The 14638-nt window shown below is 58.1% G+C and carries 15 protein-coding genes and 1 pseudogene; 6 read left to right on the forward strand and 10 right to left on the reverse strand.

What is annotated here, in order from left to right; translation table 11 throughout:
- Nucleotides 1–124 precede the first annotated feature (124 nt).
- Together A3AG_RS0101770 and A3AG_RS0101775 are read right to left on the reverse strand one after the other, a co-directional pair.
- Nucleotides 125–475 carry an HVO_A0114 family putative DNA-binding protein gene (locus A3AG_RS0101770; protein WP_012354482.1) on the reverse strand — a complete coding sequence of 117 codons (351 nt, stop codon included), beginning with the start codon at nucleotides 473–475 and terminating at the stop codon, nucleotides 125–127.
- A complete protein-coding gene (locus tag A3AG_RS0101775) occupies nucleotides 472–837 on the reverse strand; it encodes a toxin-antitoxin system TumE family protein (RefSeq protein WP_012354483.1) in 366 nt (121 codons plus the stop codon). Before A3AG_RS0101775 ends, A3AG_RS0101770 begins: the two co-directional genes overlap by 4 nt.
- A gap of 832 nt (nucleotides 838–1669) precedes the next feature.
- On the opposite strand from A3AG_RS0101775, the pseudogene A3AG_RS31220 reads away from it, so the two are divergent.
- Nucleotides 1670–3874 (forward strand): annotated as a pseudogene (locus tag A3AG_RS31220) (SNF2-related protein); the annotation flags it as partial.
- On the opposite strand, the gene A3AG_RS34815 reads toward A3AG_RS31220, so the two are convergent.
- The 5 genes from A3AG_RS34815 to A3AG_RS31225 all read right to left on the reverse strand — a co-directional run bounded on the left by A3AG_RS34815 (nucleotide 3849) and on the right by A3AG_RS31225 (nucleotide 7591).
- The gene (locus A3AG_RS34815) at nucleotides 3849–4700 is read right to left on the reverse strand and encodes a hypothetical protein (protein ID WP_012354485.1); all 852 of its coding nucleotides are present in this window, start codon (nucleotides 4698–4700) and stop codon (nucleotides 3849–3851) included. The pseudogene A3AG_RS31220 and the gene A3AG_RS34815 overlap by 26 nt on opposite strands.
- 389 nt (nucleotides 4701–5089) lie before the next feature.
- A complete protein-coding gene (locus A3AG_RS32950; RefSeq protein WP_012354486.1) occupies nucleotides 5090–5542 on the reverse strand; it encodes a ubiquitination-like system serine protease family protein in 453 nt (150 codons plus the stop codon).
- The gene (locus A3AG_RS0101790) at nucleotides 5539–6711 is read right to left on the reverse strand and encodes a ThiF family adenylyltransferase (RefSeq protein WP_081479539.1); all 1173 of its coding nucleotides are present in this window, start codon (nucleotides 6709–6711) and stop codon (nucleotides 5539–5541) included. Before A3AG_RS0101790 ends, A3AG_RS32950 begins: the two co-directional genes overlap by 4 nt.
- Nucleotides 6686–6922, reverse strand: a complete 237-nt coding sequence (locus A3AG_RS0101795; RefSeq protein ID WP_012354488.1) for a multiubiquitin domain-containing protein — start codon at nucleotides 6920–6922, stop codon at nucleotides 6686–6688. Before A3AG_RS0101795 ends, A3AG_RS0101790 begins: the two co-directional genes overlap by 26 nt.
- Before the next feature lie 384 nt (nucleotides 6923–7306).
- On the reverse strand, nucleotides 7307–7591 hold the full coding sequence (locus A3AG_RS31225; RefSeq protein ID WP_025586725.1) for a DUF3892 domain-containing protein: 285 nt from the start codon (nucleotides 7589–7591) through the stop codon (nucleotides 7307–7309).
- A gap of 133 nt (nucleotides 7592–7724) precedes the next feature.
- Here A3AG_RS31225 and A3AG_RS32960 point away from each other — a divergent pair, with 133 nt between their 5' ends.
- The 3 genes from A3AG_RS32960 (at nucleotide 7725) to A3AG_RS33870 (ending at nucleotide 9640) form a co-directional block, all read left to right on the forward strand.
- Nucleotides 7725–8087, forward strand: a complete 363-nt coding sequence (locus A3AG_RS32960) for a helix-turn-helix domain-containing protein (protein WP_012354491.1) — start codon at nucleotides 7725–7727, stop codon at nucleotides 8085–8087.
- Nucleotides 8087–8965, forward strand: a complete 879-nt coding sequence (locus A3AG_RS0101810) for an ImmA/IrrE family metallo-endopeptidase (protein ID WP_012354492.1) — start codon at nucleotides 8087–8089, stop codon at nucleotides 8963–8965. Before A3AG_RS32960 ends, A3AG_RS0101810 begins: the two co-directional genes overlap by 1 nt.
- Before the next feature lie 474 nt (nucleotides 8966–9439).
- On the forward strand, nucleotides 9440–9640 hold the full coding sequence (locus A3AG_RS33870; protein ID WP_155892727.1) for a hypothetical protein: 201 nt from the start codon (nucleotides 9440–9442) through the stop codon (nucleotides 9638–9640).
- An 898-nt stretch (nucleotides 9641–10538) separates the two neighbouring features.
- On the opposite strand, the gene A3AG_RS32980 is transcribed toward A3AG_RS33870, so the two are convergent.
- The 3 genes from A3AG_RS32980 to A3AG_RS34460 form a co-directional block, all read right to left on the reverse strand.
- Nucleotides 10539–11387, reverse strand: coding sequence for a hypothetical protein (locus A3AG_RS32980; protein WP_012354496.1), 849 nt, complete (start codon nucleotides 11385–11387; stop codon nucleotides 10539–10541).
- The gene (locus A3AG_RS0101820; RefSeq protein ID WP_012354497.1) at nucleotides 11387–12214 is read right to left on the reverse strand and encodes a hypothetical protein; all 828 of its coding nucleotides are present in this window, start codon (nucleotides 12212–12214) and stop codon (nucleotides 11387–11389) included. The genes A3AG_RS32980 and A3AG_RS0101820 overlap by 1 nt, the downstream gene beginning before the upstream one ends.
- Before the next feature lie 241 nt (nucleotides 12215–12455).
- Nucleotides 12456–12647: a hypothetical protein gene (locus tag A3AG_RS34460; RefSeq protein WP_012354498.1), complete on the reverse strand. Its 192-nt coding sequence runs from the start codon at nucleotides 12645–12647 to the stop codon at nucleotides 12456–12458.
- A 335-nt stretch (nucleotides 12648–12982) separates the two neighbouring features.
- On the opposite strand from A3AG_RS34460, the gene A3AG_RS0101830 reads away from it, so the two are divergent.
- Entirely contained in the window at nucleotides 12983–14389 is a 1407-nt protein-coding gene (locus A3AG_RS0101830) for a hypothetical protein (RefSeq protein WP_012354500.1), read from the forward strand.
- 54 nt (nucleotides 14390–14443) lie between these two features.
- The coding region (locus A3AG_RS32995) for a transposase (RefSeq protein ID WP_157625322.1) at nucleotides 14444–14638 on the forward strand (195 nt) is incomplete at its 3' end.

The following is a 14638-nucleotide window of genomic DNA, read 5'->3' on the forward strand; positions in this document are numbered from 1 at the left end:
AGCCATTGGTGAATGCCCCCCGCCAATCTCCTCGACGGAGGCATTTTGGACGGTGAGGTCTGCGTGCTAGACGACGGTCGCAGCGACTTCGCCCCTGCGACACGCAGCGGCTCTGAGGGGGTCGTTAAGCGGCAAGGATTCGGAAATCCGTAGCTTTGGCGACCGGGCGCACATGGTTCTTCTCACGTTTGAGGTCGACGATGCCATAGTTGGACATTGTTTTCAGCGTACGCGATAGGTTGCCGGGCTTGCGGCCCGTAGCTTGTGCGAGTTCTGAGATGGATTCCGGCTTGGTCTCGGTGATGACCCTCAACAAAGCACGATTGTCGTCGCTCAGCACTTCGGCCAACGACTTCATGGAAGTGAACCAGATCTTAGGCTCGCTGGCCTTCGGCCTGTACTCACCCCGCGCAATTGCCAACACGCGCTCACGGATTTTCTCTTGCGGCATGATGCCAATCACAATGGTTTTCATCTCTTCTTCACCTCCGACAGAACGCGGTCAACGTCTGCGAAAAAGTCGTTCATCAGTTGCTGTGCATCCTTGAATTCGTAGGGCACCCCTTTATCCGACACGTGCCTGTGCTTGTGGTCATAAGCCAAAATGCGTCCGGCATACTTAAATTTCTTGGGCGGCTTCACTGCATGCGCGTTGTCATACCCAAGAATTCTCTTGCCATACGGCTCATGCAGGGTGAGGGAGTACCTGATGCCATGGGGAATCTCCTTCGATATTTCGACTTGCCAGGCTTCGAGCTTGATCCAGTAACCGCCCCCTTGATCGAGGATCGAACCATGCAGGTCAAGCAGGGTATCAATAGCCGTGTCTCGTTTCATACCTAACTATATCACCTGCTGATAAAGTAGAAAAAGCGGGGTTCCCGATCTAGCCGGCGCGTCACCAAGCCATGATGCTAATGGCGCACATTTGGAGTAGAAACAACGTTTTGAAGGCTTTCGAAGTTCGCACAGGAATCGCATTCTTGCCGCCCTCCCGCGAATTGGTGACACCAGCGGTGACACGTTTACCGAGTTCCGCCCCGTGCGCTCGAACAAGGCGGCCTTGAACCGGACGCTCCGGTAGGCCAACCGCATGCGGTACGCAACGCTGTTGGATCGGCTGTGCCGGCATCTGGTCTTTCGCTCGCCTCGGTGCACCGGCCAGAGGAGAGCTGACGCCGCAATCCCCCAATGTGACCACTGACCAGCGGCGTCAGGCAGTCCCCGGCTGCGGACTGGGCCAGCCTGCGCAGCCGCGCACCTCGTGGGCACCATGCTCGAAGCATGGCATCATCGTAGCGGAGGCGTGCACAGCCCGCATCGCAATTCGATTCGTTCTGCCACCATGGTCATCGTCCAGACCCAATACCGGCGCGCCCTCGACCCGTGGCCAGCGACAGCGAAGACGCCGCTTGGTGGGACCGCTGTCACCACGACTGGACACAAGTGGGCGATACATCGCTGGCGGCAGTCGCGCCCGTACGCCTCCATCCTGATCACCCTGCGCCGGGCCTCGACGCCTTGGCTGCGCCACTCGGCGCCCTCCCCTCTGACCGACGCCGGCATGTCCAGACCGTTCGGGCTTGACGGAACTGGATCGTTTCCATATCCGCCGGCAGCCTCCCCGCGTAGAATGCTCCCCGCGTTGTCAACCTGAAGCCCTCGGCCGATGTCTGTCTCCTACGACCCCAGGCAAATCGCAGCATGGCTGGACTCCTTCACGGTGTCCAAGGCCCGCTCCTATGCGAGCGCAGTCTCGGAACTCCGCTGGATCGACGGGGATACTTTAGCGGGTCTGGTGCAAGGCACACGTTCGCGTCCGTACGACGTGCGTGCGTATTTCCACGACATCGACGAAGACATGTGGGTGGAAGGGGAATGCACGTGTCCGGTCGGCGTTGACTGCAAGCACGTTGCCGCGCTGCTGATCGCCGGGCTTGCGCTTCAGCCCAAGCCATCGGCCACTGGCGTGCGCGCCGAACTGGTGACCTGGCTCGAAGGTTTTCGCGCCCGACGCACGGCGGCCACTCCCGCTGCCAAGAAAAAGTCTGCCAAAGCCACGCATGCACTGGCTTACGTGATTGAACAATCCTATCGCGGCGCCGAGATCTTTCTGTACAAGGCCCGCGTGGGCGCTGACGGGACGATTCGCTCGCTGGACGATCCGTGGCAGAACGTGGAGAAAGCGCTGATCCAGCCGCCGAAATTTGTCACCGAGGAAGATCTGCCGATCCTGCGCGGGCTGTGGCTGGGCCGCTCTGGCGCCTATTCCGGAGGTTTCAGTTTAGAGGGCACAACCGGTGCCGCTACCCTGGAGAAGCTGATCGCTACCGGCCGCCTGTTTGCCTCTTCCGCTGTGGGTACGATGCACCCCGGAACGCCCTGTCTCGTGCACAGCGGGCCCGCACGCAGCGCACAGATTACGTGGCAAGCGCAGGCCGACTCACGCGTGCGGCCAGTCTTGCAGGCCGAGCCACCCGCCACCCTGTTGCTGACGACCACCCAGCCATGCTGGTATGTGGATGCGCATTCGGGCGAATCCGGACTCCTCGCCTTACCGTGGCCCGCGGAGCAGGTCGCGGATTTCCTGTCGATGCCGGCCATCACGCTCGACGAAGCGGCACTCGTTGGCAGTGTGCTACGTGAAATTGCCCCGGACCTCCCTGCGCCACCAGCGGCCGACGCGTCGTCCATTCAGATGATCGACTCCGTACCGGTCCCAGTCCTGGCTCTGGATACCCTGCCGGTCTGGGGCGCGGGCTGGTCGCCGTCTGCTTCCCAGGGCGGATTGGATTTTGCGACGGTCAGCTTTGATTACGCGAGTCACAGCCTTCCCGCAAACAGCAACACGACCCTGGTTCGAACCGCTGGCGGTGAAGTCATACAGATCCGAAGGTCAACTGAGCTCGAGCGCAAACGTCTGACAGAGCTACAGAAGGCCGGTTTCCGAAAGATTCCGGCCCATCGCGCTCAGGGCCCGAAAGCGTTTCCGCCTGGCTTGCTGGGCCCCGAGGATGACGGCGGCTGGCCAGACCTCATGACGCTGGTATTGCCCGCGCTCCGGGCAAGCGGCTGGCGCGTCGTCATGACCGACGCGTTTCGACACAACGTGATCGAGATCGAGGCCATTGACGGCAACTTGCGTCCGACCGGCGATGGCTGGTTTGACGTCGAGATGGGCATCACCGTCAATGGTCGCACGGTGCGCCTGGAACTACTGCTGGCAGACCTCTTTCGTCGGGACTCGCGCTGGCTGTCAGGCCAGCTCGAGACCATCGCTGACGACGAAGCGATCGACCTGAAAACCGATCGCAACGAACGGCTGCGCCTACGGGCGGACCGGCTCAAGCCGGTCGTGCGCGTGCTGATCGACCTGTTCGACTCGCTGGGCACCGGCATGCGCATTTCCAAGTGGGATGCGGCGCGACTCCATGCCCTGGATCAGACCGGGCGCTGGCAGTTTCATGGCGACGCATCGATCCGATTGCTCGCGCAGCGTCTGATGGCGGGTCGTGGCGTGACGGACGTGCCAGTGCCGCGTGGGCTGAAGGCCGACCTGCGTGCTTACCAGCGCCAGGGACTTGCCTGGATGCAGTTCCTGCGCGAGCACGGGCTATCCGGCGTGCTTGCCGACGATATGGGCCTCGGCAAGACCATCCAGGCACTTGCACACATCCTCACCGAAAAGGAACGTGGCAGGCTGGACCGGCCAGCACTGATCGTCGTGCCGACCACGCTCATGCACAACTGGTGCGAGGAAGCGCAGCGCTTCACTCCGAGGCTACGCGTGCTGGCTCTGCACGGATCCCAGCGTCACGAGCGCTTTGACCAGATCGGCGAGCATGATCTCATCCTGACCACCTACGCTTTGCTTCGATTCGACCCAGTAGCCATTCGTAGACGGTTGGTCCAGTGTGCTCCTTTGCCGCCCAGTGGGCGATGTCGTGCAACTGCTCGTCAATCCGACGAAACTTCGCATCGTTTACCTGGCGCAGTCGCTCGAGGTTCTGTCGAATGGCTTCCCGGTTGAGCATCGCATTGTCCGCGGTCAACTGCTTGGAGTACTCGCGCTGGAAACGGTCAAGAAATTCGACGAATTCGCTCCATTGCCGTTGGACCGAGGCTGTCTGCATTAGGTGGCGCACGAGTTCCTGGAAGTAATCGATGCCTTCGGTTAGGTCCTCGATAACCTTCTCGGCGTACTCGTAGGCGTCGACCAGGTCGTGAGCATCGCCGCGGGCTTGAAGCGCTGCTTCGAGCGCATTGCGGCAGCCGCGCATGTTTCGCTGGCGACTTCGACCCGGCCGGTCAAGCATCCAGAGCGCCTCGGCAAGGAGTTTGCCCGGGCGCGAGAATCGAAATGCCGTGACCAGGCCATGCCGGTCTGCGAACTGTTCAAGCCAGCCGTCGGTCAGAAGGGCCCGCATCAGCAGGTTCGTCAGTTGCACTGGCTCACCGTCTGCGCTGCTGAATTCGTCGGGCTCAGCTTCCGTGGTCAGCCGGTCGGGGTTGTCACGCACGACCGCCATGAGCAGTTCGCGTAGCAAGTCACGCGTCATTGTGTGCGCATAGTCGGCTGCTGGCCCGTGCAGGCGCTCGTACAAAGCGCGCAAGCAAGCGACAACGAGCTCCCGACGTGAGCTGTTCAGGGGCCTGAAGAAACGTTTGCGCTCGGCCTCGAAGAACACGGGTTGACTCATGGAATATTTCCCCCGTGCAGCGGCGGCAGCGAGACGACCTGAGGAACGAGGTCCCTCATTTCACCACCTTCTTGGCGACAGACTTCTTGAGCGGCACGGGCTCGTCGTCCGATGATCGATGGCCAGCACCTCAATGCTGTGGCACTGGCGGTAGCCAAGGATAAGCACTTCAAACATGTTGGCAAATCGGCGACCTTTTCCAACGGTCGCCGCCTCCCAAGCCCCCCCGGAATTGCAACGTTAGCTTGATGGTTGCCACTTCGGTTTTGGTCCTTGCGTGCACCACAGCGCCCTCTCTCGGCTTCAGGTATTGCCCCTTATATCGTAGTTCGAAATCCCCCTCAACCACCGACTAGCGGGGTCTGGCGCCTACCGATAAAGGCGCAGAACTAAGTGTTCCACCACTTGCGCAGCAAATCTATCAGCTGACGAATAAGTCCCGGCGCTGTTCCCGAGGTTGGAGGGTTGTTCCCAGTCTGCCTTTCCGACGCGGCATTGGTTCGACTGACATAGCGCTCCATGTCGCGCCGATCACGCTGCCGTACCGATTCAATGGCTTTGGCATCGAATGCTCCGGCCTTGATTACCTGGTTCCGGATTATGTTGTAGTGTGACTTACAGGCGTATTTCCAGTTTCCAACAGATGGCAAAAGGGTCACCGCCTCTCCCTCTTTCCGGATTCGCCATTTCGCTGGGTTTAGCGGTGTGATAACCTTTTCACCGCAACCACAGCAGCAAAGATGGGCAGCAGTCTCGAACTCCTCACTAATATAAAGGACGCCCTCTTCTAAATTGGCTGGAAAATGTTCCACATATTCCGGGCGGATCGTGCGTATCTTCATTGATGGGTGCACTGGTTCCAGGAGCACTTATAATTGATCACGTTTGGCGAGATTTCATCCGTAAAGAACTGCAGATGCTGCTTGTATCGGATTAAGGCTAAATTTGCGTTGATCGAATTGAGCTCAGCCAATTGAATGTTGCCATAGACTGCCTCATCGGAATCATCGGCAGTCGGAAGGGAGTCAACCAGATACGCGGTGTCTGGTGTGACCAATGTTACCCGCGCCCGGCCGTGTAGCTTGAGAAGATCCGGCTTCTTGTCCACACCAATGCCTACATCAATGAACGGGATACGGGCGTTCGCCAAGTACCGTGCGATGAGACCGCGCGACGGGCCATGGTCGACCGCAATAAATACAAACTGACAATCGTGCAATTGCCCGAGGTTGGCTTCGGCCACCATCTCCGGATGACTAACAATGCCGGTTCTGAACTGGCTGAAGGTTTGCTGCAGAAGGTCCGTCTTCTTGTGCTTACCGTACACAGTTTCTATTGGCAGTGCGCCCGGCACCCGGAACGCATTATGTGGCTCGATGATATCACCATCAAACAGGTGAATCTCTGCCACCGGCGTCTTCGCCAGACCGTCGAGAATATAAGCCCCGGTTCCACCTAGCCCGACGATCGCCACCTTTTTAAGCTCAAGTTTGGCCTCGTATGCTTCGAGCCCGGCCCTCGCAGTGGCCCAGTTCGGATAGTGAAAAACCGACGCCGTGTCCCGGCGTGTAAAGCTACCCCTCCCGCGCGCACTAGCCGTGGAATCAATGGCCGAAGCGTAGCTGCCTAGTTTGCGAATGTAGTGGGTCAGCTTGTTGTAATAGCAACTGAGCATATCGCCGATTGGTTCCGGCTTATATGAAAGTTGGCAAAGTGCAGTTCGCCCCGCCACAGTCTGGGGAGTGGAATTAGCCACCATCGCACTTTCCAGCGAAACACCGTCATCCCTGTATGGAATCGACCCAGTAAAAAACACCCAGTGGTCGAGGATCGCGGGTACGCCGGCATGCTCGGCGTACGTCGAAATCATAGTCCCATAGCCAAGCGTACGGGACTGCTTGACATAAGGCACCCTGTGGACGATCAGGTGGCTGCCTTCAAGGCTGATCTCGTAACCCTCGTCAACGAGACGCTGCAAGTCGGCATTAGGAGCGGTTCGATTTGCCAGCATCAAATTTCATCCCATTCTCGAGATCCACCGATTGACCGGGCGTCAAGCTTCCCACCTTATGACCGTGCTTCCAATCCACGTCATACAAGCCAAGGTCAACGCCCGACACGTTAATGTTGGCCAACTCCAAAACTTTCTCGAAAGTGATTTGTGGGCCCGTCACCTTCTTGGGGTCCGTGTTGATGAAAATCTGAAACTCATGGGGATTCATAGTGGTCCTCGTTAGGCAGTAATTCAAAGGTCTAAACGTGCGTCATTGCACGCACAACAATGCATACAACACATCACTTCAATGCAAGTTAACTCGGCCCCCATTGCACTGGTGAACGGTGTCGGCCTCAAACCGGGCATTCCAGCTGCCCGTAGAAAGTGACGCGATGATTAGCGACTGCTGTTCGGCGTGATCTTTACTGGAGTCCAGGTACGCCCAGGCTTAGTCGTCGTGGGCAGTGACCTGTTGTCTGGCACTGTGGCGTAGTTCCGCTGCTTGCCACCGCGCGGACCAATCTCCTGGTAGATCCCGCCCTTGTTTCCGGTGCTTTCACCCGGCTTCTTCGTGGTCACCATAGGGACCTCCTTAGGTAGATTGGCGTTACTACAACGGACACTGGTTCAGCGCCAGCAGGTTGTTGTTCCAGCGGCCGTCCGCATGTGTGCGCAGATACGGTGCCTTCCCAGCGTCCCGGACCACGCCAATGTCGGCGCGCTTGCCTGTAGACGGGTCCAACACATAGAACGTGTTGGTCTTGGCATCGATGCTTTGGATTACCTGTTCGCGTGTCCACATCCAATCCGCGGCTGGATTACCCAGATGTGTGATGTGTTCGTGCGGGCTCTGTGGGTTGGGCTTACTGATACAAGTTACACGTGCGTCAGCCATAACAATCTTCCTTTCTTTCTTGCTGCTGCCAGAAGCGTCATCTACAATATGACGAATTCGTCATGCTCCTGACCGAAAGAGAGGCCCCGCGGGGCCATGACGAATCAGTCAATTTTTACTATACGCTTTCGTCATGTCGCAGTCAACACCCCCGCCCACCTCACCGTCCGCCGTCTTTCCAAGTCGATTGCGAACGGCGCGTGAGTATCGCGGCCTGAACCAGGGCGAACTAGCCCAAAAGGCCGGGATGCAGCCGTCCGCGATTTCTCACTTCGAAACTGGCACCCGAAAACCATCCTTTGATAACTTGCGCATCTTGGCTGACAGCCTTGATGTCACTACTGATTACCTTCTAGGCCGTGTTGAGGACTTCAAGGCTCTGGCTGGAGCGGATCGCCTTCATAGGCATTATGGGTCACTTCAACCATCGGACCGAAAGATGGCCGACGATCTGATAACCATGCTTGCCAAGCGCGCGCAGGAAAAAGGCAAATAATGATAAAAGCCGATCCCTATGCCTTTGCCTCTCTCGCCGCGGAACAGATCATCAAGGGCCTTGGGATCGCTGCACTTCCGGTCGACCCTAAAGCAATCGCTCGCGACTGCGGCATCGAGGTGGTCGCGAAGCCCATGGAAAATGAAGGTGTCTCAGGAATGCTTGTCCGGTATGGCAATGACTTCGCCATTGCCTATGCCACGCACCATGAGAATGAAGGCTTTGAGAACTTCAGCGTCGGTCACGAGCTAGGCCACTACTACCTGCCCGGCCACGTAGATGCCGTCATCGTTGGCGACGCCGGCTCGCATGTGTCACGCGCAGGATATTTGTCTGGAGACAAGTATGAAGCGGAGGCCGATCGCTTTGCCGCAAGCTTCCTGATGCCTCGCCATCTGTTCTTTCCGGCACTTGAGCGTGCCGGTGTCGGTCTTGCGGCTATCGAAAGACTTGCGGTGCTGTGCAAGACGTCCATCCATGCCACGGCAATTCGATATGCGCAATGCACTCGCGAGGCTGTGGCGATCATCGTTAGCCGCAGCGGCATCATTGACCACTGTTTTATGTCTGAGGCGCTAAGGAATCTTGATGGGATTGATTGGCTTAGGAAGCGGAAAGCGGTACCGCAAAATACAGCCACCTACGCGTTCAACCAGGACCCGGTCAATGTGCGACACGGGAACCGCGTCGAAGAAGGTTCAAATCTCCAACACTGGTTCGGCGGCCGACGCAGCATCGAGATCTGCGAAGACGTTGTTGGTCTTGGCCGCTATGGCAAAACACTGACAGTGCTTTACGACATCGACCTACCCTCCCCAGAAGACGAGGAGGAAGAGCGATCTCTTATCGAGTCTTGGACCCCGCGATTCAAGCGATAGTAGGCGGACGATGCAGCCTAGCGAATTTTTATCGATATAGTGGGCGGCGTTTAGCCGCCCACTATATCGATAAACGGGAAGGACGTATGCTTGGCGACTTACTACCATCGGCTATCCAATTGCAGCAAAAGGACCATCCCCGTGTCGCGCTCGGAACGGCAACAGCGCTCAACGTCAATGCGAGACTGGCCGCCAGACACACGAAGCGCGTTGCCCTTTGGCGACATCTGCCGCGGAAGGTCGTGGAATGTCGGTCGGCCCCGCGCCGCGCCTTGCCTTCTGGCCGGCCTTGGTGTTGCCCCGCGATCGGCAATAGACATACGGGGGGGCTATGTCAAAAACCGTGAGAGGGGAGCGCCTTTGTTGCTGCTGTCGTTTGCCATATGACCCGATTGTAGGAAACCGGAATTAGCCGGACTACTCCAGTTCGCCGGACTGAAAATCCGGAATTGGCCGGACTGGCTTGAAACCCCCATGACGCTGAGCCAGGACCTGACGGTCCAGTTCCCGTCGCCAATTGGCTTGTCGGAAGTGCAATGGATGGATCAAGAAATCGGCGAGGCGGCCGTCAATATGGGAAACTTCATTTCCTGTCTGCGCCATGCGTTACGCCCCCATCCAAGACCAGCACCTCGCCATCCCAGCTTGCGACCGCGTCTGGCGGGCGCAGCCTGAACGACGTTTTGACGTCGAAGACCTCATCCAAGCATGCGTTCCAGACGCCGCTACCTGTGATCCAAGCTTTGTGGCGGACGGGATTCGGGAGTGGTTTGATAGTTTCGGGGTCGGCATTCCGACGTGGCGGGTGGCGTCACAAGATGGATAAGATGGCCCGCACCGGCGCTACGACATTTTCGACCTTGACTACCTGATTGCCGTCAGCGTCGGCCAACGGCCGAGGCCGTGTGGAAGCGCTCCGAGGACGCGCTGCGCGCATCCATATATGCAACTCATGCTGGGTGCTTCCAATTTTGGCCCCTGACCGGGGTCCCTTTGATTTCTCTGCAATTTGAATGTGTAGCGACCCCTAGCATTCATGCGGCTCTCCGGACTATGCCCACCTGAAATTCCCATTAAATCAATAGGTTGCTGTTACGAGTCCAGCGCGCATGCGGGTGGCGTCGGCCAACGGCGTTCGGCGTGTGCGATCGCCGCGACCGTCGGGGCTGGCCGCGCCCTGTCGCAAGGCCTGGCAGTAGGCGAGCAGGAGCTGGCGCGTGAGGTCGGACAGCGGCCCGCGCCCCTGGCGGCTCCCACCAGCCAATCAGGCGGCGCAATTCCGCAGATTCTGGTGATGGCTACGGAGTGGGTAGCCGCTCGGCCGGCCCGTGCCAGGGCTCCAGTGGAGTAGGACCATTGGGAAATGGCGGAAAAGGACAAGTCAGCAAGTGTCTGATTTGACGGCGATTTCAACTGAGCATCGCCCGGAAACCCGTATGGGTGCTAGGGGTGGCTACCCCAGTAAATTGCGCGGAAATCAAAGGGACCCCCTCTCGGCGCACCGAAATGTGTGTAGGTCTGGCAGCACAACCACTGTCAAGAAAAAGCTCGCCGAGGTGGGTTGATAGGCCGCTTAGCGATTTGTTATGAGCCAGCCTTCGAGTTGCCCAGCCAGAGCATCGGGCCGCGTATCGGAATACGAAACGACGCCCATATCCTGCACTTCCTCAAGCAACTGGCCGGTCTTTTTCGCTATTGCCATTTCGACCGGCGTCTCCGGATCAGGCAAGACAACGAACAGCGCGGGTGGCGCCGCGTGTCGATGTGTAAGATTGTGCGCAACAAGAACGTCTTTTAGCGACTTATAGACGTGACGCTCGACAGTTTGCATACTGGAATATCGGGCTGAGAGAATATTCCCAAAACTCTTCCCATTGTCTAGTCCCACATGCAGTTTCCTTGCGCCGATGGTCAATTCACGATTTGGCACAAAGATCTTTCTCGATAACGAAGCCAGGGCTTTGCGCATCTCCATGTATGCCCAATCATCATCCATCGGCGATTCGCGTGGCGCAACATCGACCCAAAGAGCGCCAGCTTGGCGTTTGAGCAAGCTTGTGAGTTCCTTCTCGACATGATCCGTGGCAAGGTAACCGCAACTCACCATCCGCACGTGTGGCGTCCCAGTCGCTGCTTTGGAGAGACCCTCTCGGAAGCTGGCGCCAATAGCGTTTTCGATGCCTTTCACCAAATCACGAAGGTCAGTTCCGCTCAGCGCATCTCCATAAAGACTTGAAAGCTTGTTAAACGCCGGAAGCCATCGAAGGAGCGGACGCTCGTCCCCCTTGATCACCGCCGCGACGCCTATGACAAAGTCCTGCTGACTGGCCAGGTCCGGACGGAAGAAAACGGTCGCCCACTCTCCAGTAAAGACTGGCTCGCGTACGGCCGCTGTTCGCGAAAGAAGAAGTGAGAGGTCCATTAGATTAAGCGCCCGCAAGCTTGCGCAAGCGTACCATTGCTGGCGCGCGTGCTCATGTATTCAACGATCGTGTCGATCTGCTCCGAGTCCAGGAGGCCGATTAAGTCCCTACGCAGTTGGTTTGACACTTCCGGCCAGATGTCTTGCGTCTTAAGACCCTCCTGTAGCACTGATGCATACCACGACGAAAGTTGGGATGCCGTCATCTCCCTCTGTGCCGCGAGGTTGAGTTGATTTCCGGCCGTCTCGTCTGGCCAGGAGGAATGCCAATAAGGGCCTCCACCTACCGCGCCTTGGTCGATGGCAACGTACTTCATATCGTCCAAGTATAAGAAGTTGGCATCACTTCGATCGCTGTTACCTGTGGCATGGTCAACACCAGTGAGGATGTGAGCAAACTTGCTTCTAAAGAAAGCGGCAAGCTGATCCTGGTCGAAAGTGGACAGACGGCGCAAGAACCGGAACGGTTTGGCATTCTGCACCAACGTGGCAGCCCAGCACACGGCCAGACCTGTACTCCGATCTACGTAGGCTGTGACATCGGCATCGAAGACTGGCAACATCTCCCGGTTCAGCAGAATGACTCCTCCCCTCGCTGGCTGGTCGACTCCCCTTACGGCATTCGCCGTAAAGCCGATGACCTCGTTTGCCACGCCGCACGAATCGGTTGGGTAAAGCTTGATCACCGTATCTTCCGGCTCACTTGCCCCTGGCCACAGAACGCGCCCCACAAAAACAGGTTGAGCGCCTGTCGCGTGGACAGCATCGTGGTCACTGACCCAGCCCGAAAATCCACAATACGCATCTGCGTGCAAGACGCTAATCAAGGCCGCTCCCTAGAAGGTATCGGCTCGACGACATGCGGCGACCCGATCTAATGTTGCGCATCAGGCGCTCAAAGCGCTTGACGGAGTATTGTCCTTGGTCGGCAACCGTGGCGCAAGACAGACGCCCGAAAGTTACGGATAGCTATCACGTGTCGACTAGCCATCAGGGAAATCTGGCAAGCGGGCGCGCCAAGATAAGGAGAATCCGCTATCACAAGGAGACCCCTCGGTATTGACGCCGCTATCCGACCCGATAAGACTCCCCGCTCTGCCCCGCATTGACTGCCCGCCACAGCCAGTCCGGCATCTCGCCGGTCCCGTCCCAGTTCTGTCCGGCGGCGTTGCGGTACCAGACCACCGGCGGCGGCGGGGGCGGTGGTGGAGGGGGCGGCGGATCGAAGCCCCCCGCTGCTGCCAGCTCCGCCATGGTCATGTCGTAGTCATCGTTGCCGTCGCTATCCTTGCTGTCTGCCTGGTTGGCGCCGGCCCCCACCGGCGCCCTCCCGCTCGCGCGGCAGGCGTAAGTCTGCCAGCAGTTGGCGCGCTAGCGCCGCCTCGGCTTCGGCGCGCTCGGCCCCGGCGCTGCGCCGTGGCGTTCTGCAACCAAGCCCAACAAGGGCCCTAACCAAGATACGCCCCCGACTGCGTTGACAGTTCGTTGATACCCAACTCAAACGGCAGGAAAATTACTCTCCCGTCGCCGACGAAAGCAGCCAATGGCGCTCCACGCACAATCTGCCGCTATCATGCCTGTACTTCGACTCCGCAGTGTGGTACGGCACACTTGGCACGGTAATGTATGGGATCTTTTTCAATACCCTTAGTTATCAGGCAAAACGCTTCAAGAAGCAGTGGCGCCGGGAGAACACCGAGCGGAGGGCAACCAAGTACTCAAGACTGCATGGTTGCCTGGTGTATTGCGGCAACCATCTCGCTGCCTTTTCCTTCTCAGTGTTTGCGGCCGTCCTCTTTGCCGCGATTCTTTGCTTAACACTGCCCGAGTATCCCGGACTAGTCCTCGCGCACGCCAAAGCTAGCGACTCTCTTCCCTACTTCACAGCACTGTGGGGAACGCAAGCAACGCTCGCGGCATTGTCCTACCCAATAGTGTTCGCGTTCGTTGCTGTCAACCTCCAACAGCGGGCAACGGCAAAACTTGGCCTGAAGGTCTATCTTCTGGACTCCGGAGCGCTCGTCTCGGGAACCAGTTCGGTCTGCCTACTTGCCTGGATGACCTTTCAGTACTTCTTTGTTCCCTATCACGAAGCGGACTTGGTTGCCTCCTTCATGGCGGGCAACGTCGGATGGTTTCTCCTCAATGCAGTTCTAACCGGCATTTTCCTTTTCCGCACAGTCCTCTTCCTCTCTGATACCCACCGCCTAAGAGCAATCTCCAGTTACGCTGTCCATGTGGCACTGCCGCGCGAGATGGCGCTGCGCCTACCCACTCAGCTACTACTCGCAGCAAAGCAAAACGGATGGGTACCGAACACGCCAGATGATAGCGATCCGACTCAGCCCAGAATTGAGTGGTTCCGGCTAGGCGACGACGAAGCCTGCGTGGAACTGACCAGCCGCCCTGGCTTGCGGATCGTGGACATTCGCCTTCGTCTACTTGATTGGGCCATCCGCCTATGGATGAGTCGGCTGCAAGAAGCGCAGAAGATCGAAATGACGGACTGGAGCGCGCAAGATGCTATTGGTCGGCAACCATGGCTTTTGCTTCCGATATGTCCTGGCACACCAACGTCCAGCAAGACGCCTATCTGCAGCGTACGAAATGCTCCCCCGCCCGGCGTGCTAGCTCGAACCCTACTGCGGTGGTCAATAGATCTTGGGCGCCCCAAGGATCCCGGTGACGACGAAACCGTAGCAATACTTACGGAACTAGTCTCCGAGGTTGTGTCGCTACTGGAAAAGCGACACTCCGACGCAGCCATTCAACTGGTGGTCCACGTCGTGGACGTTCACGCAACGCTGCTAAATGCAAGTGTCTTCAAAAATGCTGAAGGAGAGCTCGAGCACATTGGACAGCTGCAAGACGGCAACTTCTTCCGCACCATTCATGAACGATGGGTGGACGAATATCGTAGCCTGGCAGAAGCTGCTATCGACACCATTGAAAGCGACAACCGCTTCTTTCGTAAGCGTGGCCCCAGCACCGTCTGTTCATGAAGAGCCATAGGCGGCAATCTGGTTCCCACCAGAATTTGGTGGGAACCAGAAGAAATGGAAATCAAGGCGCGGGGTCGCCGGCGAGGCTCCAAGAACTACTCGAAGGAATTCCGCACGCAGGTCGTGGCGGAAACGCTGGACCCGGCAAGCTCACTGGCAGAAGTTGCGCGCTCGCATGGCCTGAACGCGAATCTCGTGTCGAAGTGGCGGCGGGATTATGAGCGAGCTGCGACGTCAGCATCCGAGCCT

It is taken from the genome of Cupriavidus neocaledonicus (assembly GCF_000372525.1).
GTDB classification, from domain to species: domain Bacteria; phylum Pseudomonadota; class Gammaproteobacteria; order Burkholderiales; family Burkholderiaceae; genus Cupriavidus; species Cupriavidus neocaledonicus.